Origin of the sequence: Komagataeibacter rhaeticus, assembly GCF_011611525.1 — a bacterium.
Lineage (GTDB): Bacteria > Pseudomonadota > Alphaproteobacteria > Acetobacterales > Acetobacteraceae > Komagataeibacter > Komagataeibacter rhaeticus.
This window is the reverse complement of sequence record NZ_CP050139.1, coordinates 2,677,304-2,698,770: the sequence shown is the minus strand read 5'-3', so window position 1 is coordinate 2,698,770 and position 21,467 is coordinate 2,677,304. Positions and strand designations below refer to the sequence as shown.

Below are 21,467 nucleotides of genomic sequence, written 5' to 3'. Positions count from 1 at the left end.
CACGTCGTTTGGGGCGGGGTCGTTCAGTCGTCCATGTCTTCGTCGGGGCGGTGGCCGACGCAGGCATCCAGGCTCATCGGGTCATGGCGGCGGCGGATATGCAGTGCCACGGTCGAACCCGGCCGCTTTGCCGCGATCGAGCGGATCAGCATGCGGGATGTGTCGATCGGTTCATCATTCACGGCGGTAATGACATCACCAATATGCAGGTGCGCCTTCATGGCCGGGCCATTGCGGTCGATTCCCACGATCTGTACCCCGTTGCGTCCCGGCCCGTCCGCCAGTGTAACACCCAGCCAGCCCCGGTCGATATGGCCATTCTGACGCAGTTCTTCCACGATTGGTGCCACGATTTCGGACGGCAGGCCAAACCCTATTCCCACCGAACCGCCGGTAGGCGAGACGATGGCCGTGTTCACCGCGACCACCTGCCCGCCCAGGTTGAACGACGGGCCGCCCGAATTGCCGGGGTTGATGGGCGCATCGATCTGGAAAAAATCATCGAACGGGCTGGTGCCGATATCGCGCCCGCGCGCGGATACGATGCCTGCGGTGACCGATGACCCAAGCCCGAACGGGTTGCCCGCCGCCATGATCCAGTCCCCGATGTTGACCAGCCGGCTGTCCCCCCACGGCACGAAGGGCATGGGGTGGGGGGCGTGGATCTGGATCACGGCAATATCCGTCAGGTCGTCGCTGCCCACCAGATGGGCCGGGAATTCCGTGCCATCGGCCAGCGAGACGGTAATCTGGTCCGCCCCCCCCACCACATGCGCGTTGGTCACGATCACCCCGCTGGGGTCGATCAGGAAGCCCGAGCCCGCTCCCAGCATTTCCTCGCCATGCGCGCGCATGCGTTCACGGAATTTATGCTCGAATGGCGTGCCCTTCACGCTGGGGGGCAGGGGCTGGCGGGCATTGGCGGCCACCTTGGTATCTTGCGCCTGTGATACCGCGATGTTCACCACCGCCGGTCCCACCTGCCGTACCAGCGGGGCGAAGGTAAGCGGGCCGGACGCCACCACGGGTGCCACGGGCGGGGCAAACAGCGAGGGATTGGGCGGCACGGCGGATGCGGCCGCCGTGTCCTGCGCCAGCGCCCCGTTCACCTGCCCGGCCACGCCCAGCAGCAGCATGGGTAACAGGCGGCGGGCAGGGTGGGCCATGACGATGCGTGTCATGTATGGCGGTATGGAGGTGCGTTCATGATAAGTCATGTTATCTGAAAAAAACGGCAATGCCATGTCTGCATGTCAACATGGACACGAATGCATGCTGTTTTATGACCGGCGCGGTGGCCGTGGCGGGGGCGGGCTGGCCGTCGCAGGGTTTTCCGGCCAGTCGTGGCGGGGGTAGCGGCCGCGCATGTCGCGGCGCATGTCCGCCCAGGACCCGGCCCAGAACCCGGCCAGGTCGGCGGTGATCGCCTGCGGGCGCCCTGCGGGGGAAAGCAGGGCGATGCGCAGGTCCACCGTGCCACCGGCAAGGCGGGGGGTGTCCGTCATACCATAGAAGGTCTGCGCACGGGCGGCCGCTACCGGCACGGGCTGGAGGTAGTCGATGCCCGCCCGGCCACCGGGCAGGTCCAGATGGGTGGGCAGCATGTGGTCCAGCCATTTCAGGCTGGCATGGTCCATGGTGGCGCGCAGCATGGCCAGCAGGTCCATCTCCGCCAGGGCAGAAAGCCGGTTCACGCCTGCAAGCCACGGTGCAAGCCATGTCCCGACCGTGGCCGCCAGCGCGGTGTCGGACAGGTCGGGCAGGTCCGGGCGTTCCAGCCGGGTGCGGGCCAGTTCCACGCGCGCCTGCAACTGGCGGCAGGCATCGCTCCATGTCAGGCTGGCCGCAAGGTTCTGGGCCGCCTGCTGGCACAAAAGCGCGCAGACCTCATCGGCGCTGGCGGTGACCGTGCGGTCGCGCAGCACCAGGGTACCCAGCCGTAGCCGGCGCCGGGCCAGCACGCTGCCGGTGGTGGGATCGAGCGTGGTTTCCACCTGTTCGCGCGCGCGGGCCAGCAGGGCGGGGGGCAGGCTGTCACGGTCCAGCGGGGCGGCAAGGCAGATCTCGGCGGCCTTGCGCACATGCATGCCGGCCACGGCCAGCAGGGATGCGCGGGCCAGTTCATCGGTTTTTGAAAGCCGTGCGCTGCCACCACCCGCCAGGCGGAATGACCCGACATCGCCGCGTGACTGGGCCACCCGGTCGGGGAAGGCCGCGGCAATCAGGGCGGCGGGATCGCCACTGGCCGCAATGTCACGCGCGCCCCCCAGCCGCCTGCGGTACTGCCGGGCGGCATGGCGGATGCGCGAAAGTGCCGCGCGATCGGCATCCGGGTGGTCGCCACCGGCCAGCAGGTCCAGGCGCAGGCGGATATCGGCAGGCGCTGCGGGTGGCGCGCCCCGGCTGCCACCGGCGGGGCGGCGGGGGCGCAGCGGGTCGCGTTCTTCCAGCAGGGCCGCGATGTCACAGGCCAGCGCGCGCTCCGGGGCGGTGCGGGCGGCCAGCATCATGGCGGCAAGGCGCGGATGAGCGCCCAGGGTGGCCATGCGTGTGCCCTCAGGCGTAATGCGGGCATCATCATCCAGCGCGCCAAGGGCCTGGAGCAGGCTGCGCCCGGCCTCGAACGCGCCATTGGGGGGCGGGTCGGGGAAGGGAAGGTCGGCGGGGTCCGTGCCCATCGCTTCCTGCCAGGCGGCCGTATCCAGCCGCAGGCCGGTCAGTTCGGCCTCCATCATTTCGGGCTGGTCATGGGGCGGCATGGCGCGGGTGGTCATTTCCGTCCACAGGCGGATGGCCGTGCCCGGCGCCACACGCCCCGCACGGCCCGCGCGCTGGCTGGCCGCCGCGCGGGAGATGCGTATCGTGTCGAGCCGCGTCAGCCCCGTGCCCACATCCAGCCGGGGCACGCGGCGGAAGCCGCCATCGACCACAATGCGCACGCCGGGCACGGTCAGCGATGTCTCGGCTATGGAGGTGGACAGGATTACCCGCCTGCGACCGCCGGGGTGGGGGGTCAGGGCCAGATCCTGCTCGGCAGGGGGCAGTTCGCCATAAAGCGGCAGCACATCGGCATCGATTCCGGCCAGCAGGGCGCGGGTGCGCTGGATCTCGCCCACGCCGGGCAGGAAGGCCAGCACGTCACCTTCTTCCTGTGCAATGGCTGTGCGGATGGCGGTGGCCATGGCCTCGGGCAGGTCACGACGGTGGACAAGGTCGCGGGTGGCGTGGCGGATCGCCACGGGGAACATCCGGCCTTCGCTTTCCACCAGTTCGGCGTCCATGCAGCGCGACAGGGCCGCGCCGTCCATGGTGGCGGACATGGCCAGCAGCTTCAGTTCGGGCCGCAGGCTGCGCTGGAGGTCAAGGCAGAAGGCAAGGGCTGCATCCGCATCGACCGAACGCTCGTGGATTTCATCGAATATGACGCACGCCACGCCCTCCAGCATGGGATCGGACAGCAGGCGGCGCACCAGCAGGCCCTCGGTTATCACCTCGATGCGCGTGCGCTCCGATGTCGCGCCATCCAGCCGGGTGCGGTAGCCCACCAGCCCGCCCAGCGGTTCGCCCAGCAGTTCCGCCATGCGCTGGGCGGCCGCGCGTGTGGCCAGCCTGCGGGGTTCGAGCATGATGATCCGCCCGTCGCCGCGCCATGGGGCAGCCAGCAGGGCCAGCGGCACCAGCGTGGTCTTGCCGGCGCCGGGCGGAGCGACCAGAACGGCATTGGACGTCCGTTCCAGCGCGGTGCGCAATGCGGGCAGGGCGGCGGCGACGGGCAGCGCGCCGCCTGCGTCCGCCATCAGGTCATCAAGTCGGTTTTGCAAGGTCGGATCGAAAGCCATATCCTGATCTTATGGCGTCGGGCATGGTGGCGGGGCAATCCTCGGCGTGATGCGTGGATGTGTTTTTCCCCTTTATCGTATGTGGTGGAGTCATGGTGGTGCCCTTCAGGTGGCTTGTATCGATCCTGTGCATGGTGCTGCTTGCCGCACCCGCCGCGCGCGCCGCGCAGAGCGCGGCGGTGAGCAGTGAGCGCGCGCGCGTGACCCTGGTCACGGATGATGACGCTTACATGCCCGGCCGCGCCCTGCATGTGGGCCTGCAGATGCATCTTGCCCCCGGCTGGCACACCTACTGGCTCAACCCCGGCGATGCGGGGGAGGCCACCACGCTGACTGTCACCGCGCGCGGCGGTGCGGACGGGCAGGCCAGCGCCATTGAATGGCCGGTGCCGCGCGTGCTGCATGACGGGCCGCTGACATCCTATGCCTATACCGGGGATGTGCTGCTGCCGGTCACACTTGTGCCGGTGGCGGGGCAGGGGGATGGCCCGGTCACGCTCAGCGCCGTGGCGGACTGGCTGGTCTGTGCCGATGTGTGCGTGCCCGAGCATGGCACCTTCACCCTTGTCCTGCCGCGTGGGGGACCGCAGCCTTCGGCGCAGGCGGCGGATTTCGCACGCGCCGGTGCGCAGCGCCCCGTGGCCTCGCCCTTTGCCGCCCGGCTGTCACCTGCCGGTATCCTGCAGCTTGCGGGGCGTGGCCTGTCACCGGATGCGGTGACGGCGGCATGGTTCATACCCGACGTGTCCGGCGCGATCGACCAGGATGTGACGCAGCCGCTGGTGGTGGGGGATGGCACTGTTCAGCTTACGCTCCGCCCCGGCCCTGAATTCCATGGCGGCGCCGGCCTGTCCGGCATTGTGGTGCTGCGTGACGGCACGGGGCGCGAGCGTGGCCTTGCGGTCCGGCCGGTGGTGGGAACCGTCCAGCCGCTTGCACCACCTGTGGCCACTGTCCATGCAGCCCATATCGGGGTGCTGGTAATCATGGCCTTTGTGGGGGGGATGATCCTTAACCTCATGCCCTGTGTCTTCCCCGTGCTGGCCATGAAGATACTGTCGCTTGAGCGCATGGCACGGGGGGAACGGCGGGCCGCCCTTGGCGGGGCGGCTGCGTATGCGGCCGGGGTCGTGGGGTCGTTCGTGGTGCTGGGGGGGGCGATTGCGGCACTGCGCGTGGCGGGCCAGCAGGCGGGCTGGGGGTTCCAGTTCCAGTCCGTCGGGTTTGTCATCGTGATCTGCCTGCTGCTGTTTGCGGTCGCACTCAACCTGCTGGGGGTCTTTGCCATCGGGCTGCGGCTTATGGGGGTGGGCACTGTCCTGCCCGCGCATGCGGGGGATTTCCTGACGGGGGTGCTGGCGGTGGTGCTGGCATCACCATGCACCGCGCCATTCATGGGGGCGGCGGTGGCGGGGGCGCTTGCGGCCTCCCCCCTTGCGGGGCTGCTGGTTTTCGTGGCGCTGGGGCTGGGGCTTGCCGCGCCCTACCTGCTGCTGGCCGCCATGCCGGGGCTGCTGGGCTGGCTGCCCCGGCCGGGACGGTGGATGGAAACCGTGCGCAACCTGCTGGCGCTGCCCGTTCTGGCCACCTGCGTCTGGCTGGGCTGGGTGGCCTGGCTGGAGGGGGGGCAGGACGCGCTGTACCTGCTGGGGGCGGGTCTGGTGCTGGTGGCCCTTGGCTGCTGGTGCCTGCGCCGCGCCACGGCCATGGACCTGCGAGGCGCGATGGAGGGGCGCGCCGGGCTGTACCGTGCCGTGGCCATCCTCAGCCTGCTGGTCGCCTTTGTGGGGGGGGCGGTGGTGCCGCCCGCCAGCGTGCATGACCACGGGGCGGAGCGGGTGGTGGACGGCAGTTCGGCCTTCTCCCCTACCCGGCTTGCGGAACTGCGGGGGCAGGGGCGGCCGGTATTCGTGGACATGACGGCGGCATGGTGCATCTCATGCCTGGTCAATGAGCGCGTGGCCCTGTCCACCCATGCGGTACAGGCCGCGTTTGCCAGACAGGGCATTGTTTACATGAAGGGCGACTGGACGCAGCGCAATGCGGATATTACCGCCTTCCTGCATGCCCATGGCCGCGATGGCGTGCCGTTCTATGTGTATTATCCCGCCCGGGGGGCGGAAGTGGTGCTGCCGGAAATCCTCTCCCCCGGGCTTGTCCTGCGTGTGATCGGGGCGGGCGGGAACTGACCGGGCAGGGAACGGGCGTTCCCTGCTGCCGGGGCCAGTAACCAGCGGCCAGTAATCAGTTGGTGCTGCTGCCGGGCAGTGTCAGGTTGCCCGGCGGGGGAGAACGCAGCTGCGTCCTGGGCTTCGTGGCCGTGGTGCCGCCCGTGTCATCGGAAGGGTAGCCGGTCGGGAATATGGCGTCCGGCCCCTGATCCACGATTTTCGGCCTGGGGGCCGGTGTGGCGGCGGGTGTTGCGGACTCGGGCTGTTCGGCTGTGGGGCCGCCGCCTATGGTCATGGTGCCGGCGCCGGTTGCGGGCGTGGTGTCGGTGGTGGTGGTGTCGCTGCCGTCAAGCGGCTGGGCGGCCACGCTGCCCGGTGCCTGCGGGGTGACCAGCCAGTTGCCCAGGTTGGTACGGATCTGGTTTTCCAGTTCCTGGTTCATGTCCTGCAGCATCATGTTGGTCAGGGCATTGAGGTTCTGCGGTGTATCGCTGTTGCCGTGTTTTTTCTTCGGATCGTAGGAGCGCGTGACCTGCGCCACCGCATAGCCGGTGCGCCTGCCATCGGCCGAGCTTACGTCCAGATGCACATTGAGCTGCCCGTCCAGTATGCCCCCCGGTTCATGCAGGATGGAGGCGCGATCGATGGTGAACACGCCCGTCCCCCCGCTGCCGGCCGCCAGCAGCCGGTCATGGGCCAGCTGTTTGAGCAGTTCGTCCGGCGGGCTGGGCGCGCGGCCCGACAGGTCGCCCGGCACCAGCCCGGGCTGCCCCCGGTCCACGACCGAGAGGGAGGCGATATTCAGGTTCAGGGGCGGGGTATCGCCGTATTGTGGCCCCTCGAACGTGGTGGGCTCATCGGTATGGTGGCGGCTGTAGGCATGGTCGCATGTGGCGGCCAGCGCCAGGAACGGCAGGCTGGCCGCCAGCATCACGCGCAGGCTGTGGCGCGATGGCAGGATGCGGAACGGCGAACGGTTCGGTCGCATGAAATATATCCCGGTAACGGCTGGCGCCCATGGCGCGCTGGGTAGATCTGGGGATGATCGTGCCATGTTCCATGCGGGGCGAACAGGGGCTGGGTGGGTTCAGGCCGCCCTGCCGCCAATCTCGTCACGCTGGAAATGGAAGCTGTGGTTGCAGAACGAGCAGTTCATGGTGATCGTGCCATCCTGCGCCATGTGGTCCAGGTCATCCAGCGGGAAAGTTTCCAGAATGCCCGACAGCCGCGCGCGCGAGCACCGGCAGCCAAATGCCAGCGCACGCGGCTGGCCCGCCATCAGCCCTTCGGCATGGAACAGGCGGTACAGCAGGTCGGCGGAGGAAAGGGTGTCATCCAGCACCTCGCGCGCCGTCAGCGTGGTGGCAAGGGTGACGGCGGTCTCCCATGCATCATCGCCTTCCTCGGGTGTCAGCGTGGCGGTGGTGCCCCCGTCGGTTGCGATCTTTTCCATCACCAGCGCGCCCGCGCGCCAGCCCGCTTCCGTTTTCGCGCAGAACAGCTTGACCCAGCAGGCATGCTGCTCGCTGGTGGCAAAGTAATGGGCCGCCATCTCGGACAGGCTCTCGCCATTCATCTCGACAATGCCCTGATGGATGTCGGTATCCGGCCCCTGGTCCACGCTGAAGGCGATGTAGCCCTTGCCCAATAGCTGGCTGGCGGTGGGATTGGGGCTGGTTTTCAGAAGTTCGGCCACCTGTGCGTCATCCGACCGGGCATGGAAGCGCAGCGCGCCCGAATCGGTGCAGTCCGCCAGCAGCAGCCCCACCGGGCCATCGCCCTTGGCCTGAAGGGAGAAGGAACCCTGGAATTTGAGTGAGGAGGCAAGGGCGGCCACCAGCGCCAGCGCTTCCCCCGCCAGTTGCAGCACCGCATCAGGATTGTCTTGGCGGGTCAGCAGGGTATCGGTCAGCACGCCGGGGCGCACCAGCCTGCCGCGCACGGGGCGCTGGTCCAGATAGAACGGCACGATCCCCTGCGGCACGACCAGATCGGGCGTGTCCGGCCGGCTGGCATCAAGGAAGGCGGGGGCGGGTGGCGTGGTGGTCATGGCATGAATCCGTGGCATCGGCCCATCCTGTATGGAGGATGGGCCGGATCATCAGATGTTGGCGGTGATGTCGGCCTCCAGCGCGGCAAGGCGCTGGTCAAGGTCGCGCAGGGCGGCGGTAGCCAGCAGGCCGTCCGCCTCCAGTGCGGTCAGGGCGCGCTGGCGGCAGCGGTCATGCTCCATGTCCAGGTCCTGCGTGCGGCCCGCGCCGGCCAGGCAGTCCAGATAGGCGTCCCGGATCTGGTCGATGCGGGTATCGTGCGTGGGCAGGGTGGCAAAGATGTCGCGCACGCTCTTTTCCGCCCAGCCCGGCACTTCCGGCACGTCCTCGGTGCCGGTGGGCAGGGCTGGCTGGTCGGCGGGTCCGGTCATGTCGTGGGTTCCTTTCCGTATTGCTGCCAGTCCTCGCCACACAGCGCCCAGACAAGAATGCCCTTTTGCGCGTGCAGGCGGTTTTCGGCCTCGTCGAACACAACGGATTGCGGCCCTTCGAACACGTCTTCCGTCACTTCCTCCCCGATATGGGCAGGCAGGCAGTGCAGGAAAAGGGCATCGGCGGCGGCATGTGCCATTAAGGCGGCATTGACCCGGTATGGCTCGAACGCGCTCACGCGCTGCGCGGACTCCGTGTCGGACATGCTGACCCATGTATCGGTAATGACCGCATGGGCACCCTTTACCGCCGCCACGGGGTCGGTCGTGACCGTGATGTCCGCCCCCTGCGCGCGCGCCCAGGCCACGGCGGCGGCACTGGGGGCATGGGCCGCGGGTGTTGCCAGCCGCAGGTGGAAGCCGAACAGCGCCGCCGCTTCAATAAAGGAGGTGGCGACATTGTTGCCATCACCCACCCAGGCCAGCGTACGGCCTGCTATCGGGCCGCGATGCTCCTCGAACGTCATGATGTCGGCCAGGATCTGTACCGGATGCGAATCCGGCGTCAGGCCGTTGATCACCGGCACGCTGCTCCAGCGCGCAAGCTGGCGCAGGTTTTCGGTCTTGCCGGTCCGCAGCACGATGGCATCGACAAAGCGCGACAGCACGCGCGCGGTATCGGCAATGCTTTCGCCCCGGCCCAGCTGCATGTCGGAGGGGGCGAGCAGGATCACGTTGCCGCCAAGCTGCTGCATGCCCACTTCAAACGAAACCCGCGTGCGGGTGGAGGGCTTGGACAGCATGAGCCCCAGCGCGCGGCCGCGCAGCGGCAGTGCGGGATGCAGCGGGCGTGTCCGGCCATGCTGCATGCGCTTGATGCCGGCCGCCACGTCCAGGATGGCGCGCAGCGTGGCGCGGTCCAGTTCCTTGAGGTCAAGGAAATGGCGCGGCGTGACATGGGCCGGGGTCTGGAGCGCGTTCATGCCACGGTCTCCGCCTGTGCGGCCATGTGGGCGCGCAGGCGCCTTGCCGCGCCCTCCAGCATGGTCAGGGCCTGGCTGCAGTCGGCCTGTGTTACCGTAAGCGGCGGGAGCAGGCGCAGCACGTTGTCGCCCGCCGTGACACTCAGCATGCCTTCATGCATGGCGGCGTCCTGCACCAGCGCCACATCGGCCTTGCACTTCAGCCCCAGCAGCAGGCCAAGCCCGCGCCGCCCCGCGAATATGTCGGGATAGGTGGCGCTGAGCCTGTCAAAGCCCTCGTCCAGCTGTGCGGCGCGTGCCCGCACCCCTTCAAGGAAGCCGGGGGCCAGCACGATGTCCAGCACCGCATTGGCTGCGGCGCATGCCAGCGGGCCACCGCCAAAGGTCGTGCCGTGGCTGCCCGGTGTCATGTGTTTCGCAATGGTCTCGGTCGTGAGTACCGCGCCCATGGGGAAGCCACCGGCAATGCCCTTGGCGGTGGACAGGATATCGGGCGTGATCTCCGACCATTCATAGGCGAACAGGCGGCCGGTACGGCCCATGCCGCACTGTACCTCGTCCACGCCCAGGAACAGCCCGTATTCGTCACACGCCGCCCGCAGTTCGCGCATGAAGCGGAAATCGGCGACGTGGATGCCGCTCTCTCCCTGAACCGGCTCGATCAGGATGCCGGCGGTCTCCGCGCTGATGACGTCACGCACCGCGTTCATGTTGTTGAGCGGCACATGGTCGAACCCTTCCACCCGGGGGCCGAAGCCATCAAGGTATTTGGGGTTGCCCGTAGCCGACAGCGTGGCCAGCGTACGCCCGTGGAAGGCCCCATTGAAGCAGATGATGCGCGTGCGCCCGGGATGGCCCGACTTGGCCTGCGCGCGGCGGATCATCTTGATCAGCCCCTCATTGGCCTCGGCGCCGGAATTGCAGAAGAAGGCGCTGTCGGCGAAGCTGTTGGCCACCAGGCGCTCGGCCAGGCGCTCGGCCTGCGGCACGCGGTACAGGTTGGACACATGCATGACGCGCTGCGCCTGCTGCGCTATGGCCGCCACCAGGTGCGGGTTGTTGTGCCCGACCGAGGATGTGGCGATCCCCGAGCCGAAATCCAGGAATCGTCGCCCGTCCACCGTGTACAGCCAGGCACCTTCGCCGCGCTCGAAAGCGAGGTCGGCACGATTGTAGTTCGGCATCAGGGCGGAAATCATGGAATGGCCTTGTGATTTCGGTTCAAAGAAAAAAGCAGGACGCTTCAGAAACGAAAACGGCCCACCACTGCAAAGGGGCAGGCACATCTCTTTTCCGGTTTTTCCCGGTCCCGGCGGGGATGCGTTCCATTACGCATCCGGCATCCGCAGCATGAGCCGGAAAGAAGTAAGGATATGGCCCGCCTGCGGGAAATGCAACCTTAACCCTCCGTCTGGTGCCCCGACGGGGCGGCGGTGTCCATCGCCCGTGCCGGTATGTGTACGGAAGTATGGGCGCGCGCGGGTGGTTGTGGCACAGTAGGGGCATCATGGTGGCCCGTCCTTCCCGCTCCGCTCCCCGCCCGCTGCCGCCCGCGCCGGATGCCGCCGTGCTGCGCGCCGTGGCGCTGGCCTATCTGGCGCGGTTTTCCGCCACCCGGGCGGGGGTGGAGCGGATGCTGGGCCGCCATATCGACCGCTGGGTGCGCCGGGCGACCGGCACCGGCATGGAGGCGGGGGACGCTACCCGCGCCGTAGCCCCCGCGCGCGCCGCCGTTGCGCGCATCCTGACCGATATGGAAGGGCTGGGGGCGGTTGATGATGCCCGTTTTTCCGAATTCCGTGCCCGTTCCCTTGCCCGTGCCGGGCGCTCGCGCCGCATGGTGGCGGCGCATCTGAGTGCAAGGGGCGTGGATGAGGCCATAGTGGGCAGTGCCGTGGAAGAAGCCCTTGGCCCGCGTGATGGCGAGGGGCGGGAAACCGAACTGGCCGCCGCCCTGGTGTTCGTGCGCAAGCGCCGCGCCGGTCCCTTCCTCCGTCCCGACGCGGATGAGACGGAAGCCCACACACGCTACCGCCGTGCGCTTGATGCCATGGCGCGCGCGGGTTTTGCCCATGGGACCGCCCGGCGTGCGCTGGACATGGACCGTGACGAGGCGGAGGACAGGATCATACGGATGAGGTCGGCATGAAGGTGACGGGAGGGATGGGACCGTGGGGGAACTGACCGGGTGGCGGCCCGGCTCCGGGCGCAGGGTGGTGCCAGCGTGGGCGGCCGCGGCAATTGAACGCGTGGCATGGTGGCGACTGGGGGCGGGCGGCGCGCTGCTGTCGCTTGCGGCCTGTGCGGGTGGCAGCGGGCAGGGCTGGCATGGCGCGCTGCAGTGCGCGCCCTATGCACGGCAGGTCACGCATATGCAGATGCAGGGGGATGCGGCATCATGGTGGGGGCAGGCACAGGGGCGCTACCCGCGCGCGCATGCGCCAAAACCCGGTGCGGTGCTGGTGTTCCGCGCCACCGGCCGCCTGCCCGACGGGCACGTATCGGTCGTGCGCGCGGTGCGCGGCCCGCGTGAGGTGCTGGTGGACCAGGCCAACTGGGTACCCGGTCGCATTGGCAGGGCGGAGCCGGTGGTGGACGTATCGGGCCGCAATGACTGGTCACGGGTCAGGGTATGGTGGTCCCCCATTCACGATATGGGCAAAACCGTCTATCCTGCTTACGGATTCATCCTGCCCGCGGGCTGATGGCGTGGGCGGGAGTGCTTGCATATCCTGCCCGCGCGCCTCACATAGGCGGGGACGGGAAGGCCGCCGTCATGTTGTATGGCAGGCGGACAACACGGTATTGGCGCGTCATGGACGCGCATGGGGGATGCGATGGGTAGCTTGAGCTGGGGACATTGGCTGATCGTGCTGGCGGTGGTGCTGGTGCTGTTTGGCGGCGGCGGCAAGATCAGTTCGCTCATGGGCGACATGGCGCGCGGGATCAAGTCGTTCAAGAAGAACATGGCCGACGACACGCCCGAGACATCGGGGCCGTCAGGCCACATCCAGGGACCTGCCAGGGAAAAGGACGCGTCCTTTACCGAAGCCCCGCAGCCGTCCACCAACAACGTGAAATGACAGGGACCGCGCGCGGGCGGATCGCGTAATGGACAAGGCAGCATTCCCCGCGGGCGCGTATTGCGATGCGGTGGCCCGCATCATCGCGGCAGGCCAGCGGATGGACCGTTTTGGCTGGGTACCCGCAACGGCGGGCAACATCAGCATCCGCCTGCCCGATGGCAGCATCGCCATCACGCGCTCGGGCGGGCACAAGGGCCTGCTGGGGCCGCAGGGGGTGATCCGCGTCGACGCGGCGGGCACGCCGTTCCTGCCCGCCGACCGGCCCAGCGCGGAAACGCTGCTGCACTGTCAGGTCTATGCCCGTGACCCGGCGGCGGGCGCGGTGCTGCATGGCCATTCCGTCGCCTCCACCGTGCTGTCCATGGCGGGTGGCGATGAACTGGTGCTGGAAGGCTACGAGGTGCAGAAGGTCTTTGCCGGACAGGACACCCATGCCGCCCGCGTGTACGTACCGATATTCGACAATGACCAGGATATCGCCCGTCTCTCCCACGTCGTGGCCCCGCATCTGGACGCGATGCGCGCGGGCTACATCATCCGTGGACATGGGGTGTATGTGTGGGGGGCGGACATGGATGTTGCGCTGGCGCGGTTGGAAGGGCTTGAATTCCTGCTGGCCTGCGAACTGGAAAAGAGGAAGATCCGATGAGCCGCCTGCGCGTCTATGCCGATGACAATCCCGGAACCCCCATTGTCCAGCTGGGTGATCCCGTGCGTATCGCCATGGAGCTTTCGGCCATCGGCGTGCGCTTCGAGCGCTGGGATGCGCCCGTCGTCCCGCCCCGTGACGCGGCGGAGGCGGAGGTGCTGGAAGCCTATCGCCCCTATCTGGACCAGCTGATGGGCGAGACGGGTGCCGGTTCGGCGGATGTGCTGCGCGTGGGGCCACAGACCCAGGGCTGGGCGCAGGCGCGTGGCAAGTACCTGTCCGAACATACCCATAGCGAGGACGAGGTCCGTTTTTTCGTGCACGGGCAGGGGGATTTCATCCTGCATGTGAACGGGCGCGTCTATGACGTGCGCTGCACGGCGGGCGACCTGATTTCGGTGCCAGCGGGCATACCGCACTGGTTTGATGGCGGCGAGACCCCGGATTTCGTGACGCTGCGCATCTTCACCAACCCCGATGGCTGGATCGCGCAGTACACCGGCAGCGATATTGCCGTCCGGTTCCCGGCCGAAGCCTGAACCGCACCCCAAGGGAGATTGAGAACGTGACCCAGACCACGCAGCCGCCAGTGCGCGCGGTGCTGCTGGATATCGAGGGAACGACCCTGCCGGTCTCCTTCGTCCATGACATCCTGTTCCCCTATGCCCGCAAGGCCCTGCCCCAGCTGCTGCGCACACGCGCCGATGACCCGGAGGTCAGTGCCCAGCTTGCGGAAATCGCCCGCCTTGCCCCCGGTACGCCCCCCCTGCGCCAGCTTGATGCCTGGATGGACGCGGATGCCAAGGTCGCGCCACTCAAGGCGCTGCAGGGCATGGTCTGGGCGCAGGGTTATGCCGATGGCGTGCTGAAGGCCACCCTCTTCCCCGATGTGGTGCCGGCCCTGCGCTGCTGGGCGGCAGCGGGGGTGGCGCTTGCGGTCTATTCCTCGGGTTCGGTCGCGGCACAGAAACTGATTTACGGCCACACCACCGAAGGTGATCTGAGCAGCGTGTTCGTGGGCTTTTACGACCTGCAGATGGGGGGCAAGCGGGAGGCGGATAGCTACCGCCGTATCGTGCAGGACGCGCAGTGGACACCCGCCGATGTGCTGTTCCTGTCCGATGTGGTGGCCGAGCTTGATGCGGCGGCACAGGCGGGGTTGCAGACCTGCCAGATCGTGCGCCCCGCCGATGGTACGCAGCCCGGCACCACCCACCCGGTCGCGGCAACCCTGACCGAGGTCGCCCGGCGCTTCGGCCTGCCCCATGCGGAGGCGGCATGAAGGCGCGGCTGCATACCGACTGGCGCGCCATTCCTGACAGCGCCCGCGGCACGGTGGCGGCGCTGGGCAATTTTGACGGGGTGCACCTTGGCCATGCCCATCTGGTCCACGCCCTGCAGGCCGCCCGCCCCGGGCGTGACCTGGCGGTTGTAACCTTCGAACCCCATCCGCGTGAACTGTTCCGCCCGCAGGACCCGCCCTTTCGCCTGACGCTGGAACAGGAGCGCTTCGCGGCCCTGGCGGCGCTGGGCGTGCAGCATGTGTTCCAGATCCGCTTCGATCACGAATTCAGCGCCATGAGTGCCGAGGATTTCGTGACCCGCGTCCTGCATGAAAGTCTTGGCCTGAAGCATGTGGCCTGCGGGCTTGATTTCGCGTTCGGGCACCGCAGGCGGGGCAATGTGGATTTCCTGGCCGAGCGGACCCGCGCGCTGGACATGGGGCTTACGGTGGTCCCCCCCCTGTCCGACGGGCTGGGGCCGTATTCCTCCACCCGTATCCGCCGGCTGCTGCAGGATGGCTACCCCGAGCGGGCGGCCGAGGAACTGGGCCGCCCGTGGTCGATTCGCGGCGTGGTGCAGCATGGGGACAAGCGCGGCCGCCTGCTGGGCTTTCCCACCGCCAACATTCCCCTGGGCCGCCATCTGGAACCCGCGCGCGGCGTGTATGCCGTAAGCGTGCGTCTGGCCGATGGCACGGTGCATCCGGGCGTTGCCAATATCGGGCGCAGGCCGACCATCAATGACGGGCAGGAAAGCCGGCTGGAGGTGCACCTGCTTGGCTTTGCGGGTGACCTGTATGGCCAGTCCCTGTCGGTGGCGCTGCACACGCTCCTGCGCGCCGAACGCCGGTTTGACGGGCTGGATGCGCTCAAGGCCCAGATCGCGCGGGATTCGGAACAGGCCGCAGCCTACCTGTCCAGCCGCCTGCCCGGGGCCGGTGCCTCCAGAACTTGACCATAACGGGGCGTGATCCCCATAAGGTTGCCTTGCGCGCGGGGCCTCTGGTCCGGCATGCGCTCCCCCTTGCCAGAAGAACAGAACAGGCCATGTCCGAGTCAAAACCACAGGATCTCTACCGGGAGACGGTCTTCCTGCCGACCACCTCCTTTCCCATGCGCGGCAACCTGCCCAGGCGGGAGCCGGAGATTCTGGCGGGATGGGAGAGCGAGAAGCTGGACGCGCGCCTGCTGGACCAGGCGCGCGGGCGTGACGTGTTCATGCTGCATGACGGCCCACCCTACGCCAACGGCCACCTGCATATCGGACACGCGCTGAACAAGATCCTCAAGGACGTGATCAACCGCAGCCACCGCATGGCGGGCTACGGCATCCATTACGTACCCGGCTGGGACTGCCACGGCCTGCCGATCGAATGGAAGATCGAGGAAGCATACCGCAAGCGCGGGCAGGACAAGGACAGCGTGCCCGTGCTGCAGTTCCGCGCCGAATGCCGGGCCTATGCCCAGAAATGGCTGGACACGCAGGCGGCCGAGTTCCGCAGGCTGGGCGTGCAGGCGCAGTGGGCTGACCGCTATGCCACGATGGACTTTTCCTCCGAGGCGGCGATCGCGGGTGAGATCGGCAAGTTCCTGCTCAACGGCCTGCTGTATCGCGGCCTGCGTCCGGTGATGTGGAGCCCGGTTGAAAAAACCGCGCTGGCCGAGGCCGAGATCGAATACCGCGAGCATGAATCCACCGCCATTCATGTCGCCTTTCCCTTCGTAAGCGATCCCACGCCCGCCCACGCGCTTGACGATGTGGCGGCCGTGATCTGGACCACCACGCCGTGGACCATTCCCGCCAACCGCGCCATCGCCTACGGGCCGGACATCACCTATGCCGTGGTGCGGGTGGATGGCGTGGGCGATAACGCGACGCTGGAACCCGAAGCCCGCGTGCTGGTGGCCGAGGACCTGATCGCCCCCTTCTGCGAGGCCGCAGGCATCACCGCCCACCATGTGCTCTACACCCTGCCCGGCAGTGCGCTGGAAGGGGCCGTCTGTGCCCATCCGCTGCGCGGGCAGGGCTATGATTTCGACGTGCCGCTGCTGCCCGGCGCCCATGTCACGACCGAAGCCGGCACCGGCCTGGTCCACACCGCCCCGGCGCATGGCGAGGACGACTTTGTCCTTGGCCGCGCCCACGGGCTGGAAATCACCGAACTGGTGCTGGATGACGGACGCTATGCCGACTGGGTGCCGCTGTTTGGCGGTGGGCATGTGTTCAAGGCGGCCGAGCCGGTCTGCCAGGCGCTGCTTGAAGCCATGCAGCGCGCTGTTGCGGCAGGCACGGCGCCGTGTGGCCTGGTGGCGCGGGCCACACTGGTCCATTCCTACCCGCATTCATGGCGCTCGCGCGCGCCCATCATCTATCGCGCGACACCGCAGTGGTTCATCCGCATGGATGGCGAGGGCCAACTGCGCAAGCGGGCGCTTGAAGCGCTGGATGACGTGACTTTCGTGCCAGCCCAGGCGCGCAACCGCCTGACCTCCATGGTGGCGGGCCGGCCTGACTGGTGCATCAGCCGCCAGCGCGCATGGGGCGTGCCGATTGCCGTGTTTGTGGAAAAGCGCACCGGCGAAGTCCTGCGCGACGCCGCTGTGATGGCACGCATTGTCGAAGCCTTCCGTGTGGAAGGGGCCGATGCCTGGTACAGTTCCCCCGCCTCGCGTTTCCTTGGCGAAGGGCGTAACGCCGATGAGTACGAGCAGGTGTTCGATATCGTCGATGTATGGTTCGAAAGCGGTTCCACCCATGCCTTCGTGCTGGGCCATGGCGACATGAAATTCCCCGCCGACCTGTATCTGGAAGGCTCCGACCAGCATCGTGGCTGGTTCCAGTCCTCGCTGCTGGAAAGTGTCGGCACGCGCGGTGTCGCCCCCTACAGGGCACTGGTCACCAACGGCTTCGTGCTGGACGAGCAGGGCCGCAAGATGTCCAAGTCCCTTGGCAACGTCATTGCGCCGCAGGACGTGAATGACACGCTGGGGGCCGATATCCTGCGCCTGTGGGTCATGAACTCGGACACCAACGATGACCTGCGCATCGGCAAGGAGATCCTCAAGCAGCAGGGCGAACTCTATCGCCGCCTGCGCAACACGCTGCGCTGGCTGCTGGGCGCGCTGGAGGGCTTTACCGAAGCCGAGCGCGTGCCTTACGCCGAACTGCCGGAACTGGAGCGCTGGGTGCTGCACCGGCTGGGTGAACTGGGCGGGCTTGTGGCGCGCGCGGTGGAAACGCATGAATGGGTGGGCGTCTATCCCGCGCTGCACGGATTCTGTGCGGCCGACCTGTCGGCCTTCTATTTTGACGTGCGCAAGGACACCATCTACTGCGATGGCCCCGCAAGCCTGAAGCGCCGGGCGGCCCGCACGGTGCTGGACCATCTGCACCGCTGCCTGTGTACGTGGCTTGCCCCCGTGCTGGTCTTTACGGCCGAGGAAGCGTGGCTGGCCCGTCCCGGCAATACCGAGAGCGTGCACCTGCAGGCCTTCCCTGACCTGCCCGCGCAGTGGAATGACCCGGAACTGGGTGAACGCTGGGCCATGCTGCGCGCCGTGCGGCGTGTGATCACCACCGAGATCGAGACCGCGCGGCGTGACGGGCTGGTCAAGTCCTCGCTGCAGGCGGCACTCGAACTGCCACTGTCCGAGGCTGAGGCCGCACGGTTTGCCGGTATTGACTGGGCGGAACTGACCATCGTGTCCCAGGCGGAGGTCAATGTCATCGCCGGTGCGGGGTCGATCTACCTGGGCGAGGACGAGGCACAGGAAGGCACGCCCCATGGCATTCCCTCCATAAGCGTCGCTTCGGGGCATAAATGCGCGCGCTGCTGGAAGGTGCTGGGGGAAGTGGGCCACGATGGCGCCCATCCCGAACTGTGCCTGCGCTGTGTGGATGTGGTGCAGGGCAGGGCATAGCGGCGATGAACAACCGCGTTGCCGGTCTGGCCTGCCTGCTGGGGGCGCTTGTGGCCGACCAGGCCAGCAAGTACTGGATCCTTTATGTCTATGACCTGCCGGCGCGCGAAAGCGTCCCCCTGCTGCCCGGACTGAACCTGACCATGGTGTGGAACCATGCCATCACCTTTGGCATGCTGGGGGGCGCGGGGGCGGCCGGGCGCATCATCTTTTCCATTGCGGCCCTGCTGATTGTCACGGGGCTTGGCGTCTGGCTTGCGCGCACGCCCCGGCGGTGGGTGGCCATGGCGCTGGGCCTGATCATGGGGGGGGCCATTGGCAACGTGACCGACCGGCTGCGCTTTGGCGCGGTGGTCGATTTCATCCACGCGCATGCCTATGGCCATTCATGGCCGGTGTTCAACATTGCCGATGCCCTGATAGATTGCGGCGTGGCCATCCTGATTATCGACAACATGCGTAATCGCGATGCAAACTAGGGCGGGGATGGCGCGCGCATGCTTGCCGAACCGTTTCACTCACGGTAATAGGCGAGATATGGCGATTCCTGCTTTCAGACCCCTTTCCTGTGCATTGCTTGTCTCTGGCGGCTTCATGCTGTCGGGCTGCACGGGCGCTGATGTTTCGCGTGCCTTCGGGCTGGAGCGGACCCTGCCGGATGAATACACGGTCACCACCCGTGCCCCGCTGTCCATGCCGCCTTCGGATGAACTGGGCGCGCCCAACAGCAATGCCGTGCAGCGTGCCGAGGATACGAACCCGCGCATGCAGGCGCTGGAAACCCTTTCCCCCAATGTGGCGCTTCAGGGGGCTGATGGCCCCGGCAGTCCCGGCCAGACCGCGCTGGTTGGGGCAGCGCAGGAAGCATCCAACGAACCCGACCGGGGTGAGATGGGCCGTGCCGACACCACGTTTGTGGACAAGCTGATGTTCTGGCATGGCGGTGGCGCGGGCAATCTTGTCAATGGCAAGGCGGAGAACGCCCGCCTGCGTGAGGATTCGGCGCTGGGCCGCAACCTGACCAAGGGGGCCACGCCCACCGTAAGCGGCCCCGCCAAATAGGCAGGGGGCCGGCCCACCCTTGGGGGAAGGGCATGATGGCTGCAATCCGGTTCCTGTCATGAATACCCAGTCTGGCCATAACCCGCCGGTCATCCGTCGCCTGTCCGAGCAGGTGGTCAACCGCATTGCCGCGGGCGAGGTGATCGAGCGCCCGGCGGCGGCCCTGAAGGAACTGGTGGAAAACGCCGTCGATTCCGGTGCGCGGCGTATTCACATACGGCTGGACCGGGGCGGGATCGACCGGATTGATGTCAGCGATGACGGCTGTGGCATGTCGCCCGATGACCTGCTTCTGGCCGTCGAGCGGCACTGCACCTCCAAGCTGCGTGACGAGACGCTGGTGCATATTTCCACCCTTGGCTTTCGTGGCGAGGCGCTGCCTTCCATCGGGGCTGCGGCGCGGCTGAGTGTCATGTCCCGCCAGGCGGGTGCCGACTCGGCATGGTCCATCCGGGTGGAAGGCGGCGTGGTCAGCACGCCGGAACCCTGCGCGGGCGCGCCCGGCACCCGCGTGCTGGTGGAGGACCTGTTCTTTGCCACACCCGCGCGCCGCAAATTCCTCAAAAGCCCCCGTGTCGAGTCGGGCCATGCGGAAAACGTGGTCCGCAGGCTGGCCCTGTCCGCCCCGCATATTGCCTTCAGGCTGGAATTCGATGACCGCCTGATCCTTGACCTGCCAGCGCAGGACAGGGCGGCGCGGGTCGCGGCCATTCTGGAGTCGGGCGATGCCGATGGCCTGCTGGCGGTGGAAGGGCAGCGGGGCGACCTGAAGCTGAGCGGCTATATCTGCGCGCCATCCGTCCACCGTGCCACGGCCAACGGGCAGATGCTGCTGGTCAACGGGCGCCCGGTGGTGGACCCGGTGCTGCGCACGGCGGTGCGGGTGGCCTATCGCAACGTGATGGAACACGGGCGGCATGCGGTGGTCGCCCTTTCGCTTGAAATCCCGCCCGAGCAGGTGGATGTGAACGTGCACCCGGCCAAGACGGAACTGCGTTATGCGGATTCGGCTGCCGTACGGGCACTGGTCATTGGCGCGCTGGGGCGTGCGCTGGGCACGGGTGCCGGGGTCGCGGGCGTGCGGCCCGACCTGATTCAGTCACGCGGATCTTCGCCCGCGCGCATCTGGTACCCGCCCGAGCGCAACGCGGATGCGGCGGACCTGTCCACCCGGCTGGCCCGGCCGCTGGTTCCCGCCCGCCCCGATTCGGGCCTGCCATCCGGATTTGCCGAGTCGTCCCTGCCGCTGGCTGGCCTACCCGCCGCGCGCCAGACAGCCCCCGACACCCTGCATGACCAGGCGGCGACCACCGCCGCCATGGCGCACCCGCTGGGCGCGGCGGTGGCGCAGGTGCTGGGCACCTATATCGTGTCCCAGACGGCGGATGGCGCGCTGGTGCTGGTGGACCAGCACGCCGCCCATGAGCGCCTGACGCATGAGATCCTGCGTGAGCAGTATATGGGCGGCGAGATCCGCGCCCAGCGCCTGCTCCTGCCTGAAGTGGTGGACCTGCCCGCGCGGCAGGTGGATGTCCTGCTGTCCTTTGGCGCGGCGCTGGCCCGGCTGGGGGTCGAGATCGAACCCTTTGGCGGCACGGCCGTTCTGGTCCGTGCCATGCCCGCCCTGCTGGGCAAGGAGAACCCGGGGGGCATGCTGCGTGACCTGGCGGAGGAACTGGAGGCCGATGACCTGGCCAGCCCCGCGCAGGCCGACGCGCTGGATGCGCGCATGGACGCGGTCATCGCGCGCATGGCCTGTCACGGCAGTGTCAGGGCCGGCCGCAGGCTGACACACGAGGAAATGAACGCCCTGCTGCGCGACATGGAACGCACCCCCCGCGCGGGCACCTGCTCGCATGGCCGTCCCACCTGGCTGAAGCTGGAAAAGGCCGATATTGAGCGGATGTTCGGCCGCCGCTGACCCGTGGCGCACGGTCCCCGTCAGGATTCGCATGGTCCGTGGTGCCGGAAGGCGGGGCCTGTGCTCTGCATAATGTGAGCGCGGCCTTACTGGATTCCCATGGCTGAACGCTCCTAGGCTCACGCATTCC

Annotated in this window: 19 protein-coding genes; 12 read left to right on the top strand and 7 right to left on the bottom strand. The window is 67.7% G+C overall.

What is annotated here, in order from left to right:
- Nucleotides 1-23 precede the first annotated feature (23 nt).
- Complete coding sequence (locus GWK63_RS12295; RefSeq protein ID WP_034928558.1) at nt 24-1,244, bottom strand: S1C family serine protease; 1,221 nt, start codon at nt 1,242-1,244, stop codon at nt 24-26.
- 36 nt (nt 1,245-1,280) lie between these two features.
- Entirely contained in the window at nt 1,281-3,821 is a 2,541-nt protein-coding gene (gene hrpB / locus GWK63_RS12290) for an ATP-dependent helicase HrpB (protein WP_007399895.1), read from the bottom strand.
- A gap of 110 nt (nt 3,822-3,931) precedes the next feature.
- Between hrpB and GWK63_RS12285 the strand changes: the two genes are divergently transcribed.
- A complete protein-coding gene (locus GWK63_RS12285; RefSeq protein ID WP_099963295.1) occupies nt 3,932-6,028 on the top strand; it encodes a protein-disulfide reductase DsbD family protein in 2,097 nt (698 codons plus the stop codon).
- A 55-nt stretch (nt 6,029-6,083) separates the two neighbouring features.
- Here the strand turns inward: GWK63_RS12285 and GWK63_RS12280 are convergent, their stop codons facing one another.
- From GWK63_RS12280 to GWK63_RS12260, 5 genes are all read right to left on the bottom strand, one after another.
- Nucleotides 6,084-6,998 (bottom strand): hypothetical protein, encoded by a 915-nt coding sequence (locus GWK63_RS12280; RefSeq protein ID WP_007399899.1) that lies wholly within the window; start codon nt 6,996-6,998, stop codon nt 6,084-6,086.
- A 99-nt stretch (nt 6,999-7,097) separates the two neighbouring features.
- Nucleotides 7,098-8,078 (bottom strand): Hsp33 family molecular chaperone HslO, encoded by a 981-nt coding sequence (hslO, locus tag GWK63_RS12275; RefSeq protein ID WP_007399900.1) that lies wholly within the window; start codon nt 8,076-8,078, stop codon nt 7,098-7,100.
- 33 nt (nt 8,079-8,111) lie between these two features.
- Entirely contained in the window at nt 8,112-8,432 is a 321-nt protein-coding gene (locus tag GWK63_RS12270; protein WP_007399901.1) for a hypothetical protein, read from the bottom strand.
- The gene (gene argF, locus GWK63_RS12265) at nt 8,429-9,415 is read right to left on the bottom strand and encodes an ornithine carbamoyltransferase (RefSeq protein WP_007399902.1); all 987 of its coding nucleotides are present in this window, start codon (nt 9,413-9,415) and stop codon (nt 8,429-8,431) included. The genes GWK63_RS12270 and argF overlap by 4 nt, the downstream gene beginning before the upstream one ends.
- Nucleotides 9,412-10,614, bottom strand: a complete 1,203-nt coding sequence (locus GWK63_RS12260; RefSeq protein WP_039999770.1) for an aspartate aminotransferase family protein — start codon at nt 10,612-10,614, stop codon at nt 9,412-9,414. The genes argF and GWK63_RS12260 overlap by 4 nt, the downstream gene beginning before the upstream one ends.
- Before the next feature lie 308 nt (nt 10,615-10,922).
- On the opposite strand from GWK63_RS12260, the gene GWK63_RS12255 reads away from it, so the two are divergent.
- The 11 genes from GWK63_RS12255 (at nt 10,923) to mutL (ending at nt 21,337) form a co-directional block, all read left to right on the top strand.
- On the top strand, nt 10,923-11,564 hold the full coding sequence (locus tag GWK63_RS12255; RefSeq protein ID WP_039999861.1) for a regulatory protein RecX: 642 nt from the start codon (nt 10,923-10,925) through the stop codon (nt 11,562-11,564).
- Nucleotides 11,565-11,664: 100 nt separating this feature from the next.
- Nucleotides 11,665-12,120, top strand: a complete 456-nt coding sequence (locus tag GWK63_RS12250; RefSeq protein ID WP_371440417.1) for a CHAP domain-containing protein — start codon at nt 11,665-11,667, stop codon at nt 12,118-12,120.
- Nucleotides 12,121-12,252: 132 nt separating this feature from the next.
- Complete coding sequence (locus tag GWK63_RS12245; RefSeq protein WP_034928663.1) at nt 12,253-12,498, top strand: twin-arginine translocase TatA/TatE family subunit; 246 nt, start codon at nt 12,253-12,255, stop codon at nt 12,496-12,498.
- 28 nt (nt 12,499-12,526) lie between these two features.
- Nucleotides 12,527-13,150 (top strand): methylthioribulose 1-phosphate dehydratase, encoded by a 624-nt coding sequence (locus tag GWK63_RS12240; RefSeq protein ID WP_007399907.1) that lies wholly within the window; start codon nt 12,527-12,529, stop codon nt 13,148-13,150.
- Nucleotides 13,147-13,689, top strand: coding sequence for a 1,2-dihydroxy-3-keto-5-methylthiopentene dioxygenase (locus tag GWK63_RS12235; RefSeq protein ID WP_007399908.1), 543 nt, complete (start codon nt 13,147-13,149; stop codon nt 13,687-13,689). The genes GWK63_RS12240 and GWK63_RS12235 overlap by 4 nt, the downstream gene beginning before the upstream one ends.
- 26 nt (nt 13,690-13,715) lie before the next feature.
- Entirely contained in the window at nt 13,716-14,432 is a 717-nt protein-coding gene (gene mtnC, locus GWK63_RS12230; protein ID WP_007399909.1) for an acireductone synthase, read from the top strand.
- The gene (locus GWK63_RS12225; protein WP_007399910.1) at nt 14,429-15,388 is read left to right on the top strand and encodes a bifunctional riboflavin kinase/FAD synthetase; all 960 of its coding nucleotides are present in this window, start codon (nt 14,429-14,431) and stop codon (nt 15,386-15,388) included. Before mtnC ends, GWK63_RS12225 begins: the two co-directional genes overlap by 4 nt.
- Before the next feature lie 92 nt (nt 15,389-15,480).
- Nucleotides 15,481-18,354, top strand: a complete 2,874-nt coding sequence (ileS, locus tag GWK63_RS12220; protein WP_007399911.1) for an isoleucine--tRNA ligase — start codon at nt 15,481-15,483, stop codon at nt 18,352-18,354.
- A gap of 5 nt (nt 18,355-18,359) precedes the next feature.
- Nucleotides 18,360-18,833 (top strand): signal peptidase II, encoded by a 474-nt coding sequence (gene lspA, locus GWK63_RS12215; protein ID WP_007399912.1) that lies wholly within the window; start codon nt 18,360-18,362, stop codon nt 18,831-18,833.
- Between the two features lie 94 nt (nt 18,834-18,927).
- Nucleotides 18,928-19,416 carry a DUF3035 domain-containing protein gene (locus GWK63_RS12210; RefSeq protein ID WP_007399913.1) on the top strand — a complete coding sequence of 163 codons (489 nt, stop codon included), beginning with the start codon at nt 18,928-18,930 and terminating at the stop codon, nt 19,414-19,416.
- Nucleotides 19,417-19,474: 58 nt separating this feature from the next.
- On the top strand, nt 19,475-21,337 hold the full coding sequence (mutL, locus tag GWK63_RS12205; RefSeq protein WP_007399914.1) for a DNA mismatch repair endonuclease MutL: 1,863 nt from the start codon (nt 19,475-19,477) through the stop codon (nt 21,335-21,337).
- The last annotated feature ends 130 nt before the right edge of the window (nt 21,338-21,467 follow it).